We start from the raw sequence: 248 nt of genomic DNA, 5'->3' as shown, positions 1-248 counted from the left end.
TCCGAGCCGTGCGGGTGGACGCCGACGGCCAGGTCGTGGACGAGGCCGATCGGCATGCCGGCCAGCTCGCCCGCGCCCAGCGGACCGCCGAGCTGGACGTCGGTGAGCCAGGCCAGCCAGCTGTGGAAGTCGATGCGCTCCAGGTGGTCGCCCCGGGCTGCGGGACCCGCGCTCGGCCGAGACCGCCCGCGCCCGGCGGGCCAGGCGCGCCAGTCGGGCCCGTACAGCTCGGCCAGGGCGCACCAGGT

The 248-nt window shown here is 77.8% G+C and carries 1 protein-coding gene; it reads right to left on the bottom strand.

Annotated elements, in window-relative coordinates:
* Positions 1 to 248 (bottom strand): 4-alpha-glucanotransferase (locus tag ACSNOC_RS27990; RefSeq protein ID WP_436750367.1); only part of this gene is annotated, 248 nt, incomplete at both ends.

Origin of the sequence: Streptomyces sp. URMC 129 (assembly GCF_051386415.1) — a bacterium.
In the GTDB taxonomy this organism is placed as follows: domain Bacteria; phylum Actinomycetota; class Actinomycetes; order Streptomycetales; family Streptomycetaceae; genus Streptomyces.
Note: the sequence above shows the minus strand (reverse complement) of the source record. Positions and strands in the feature narration are given on the sequence as shown.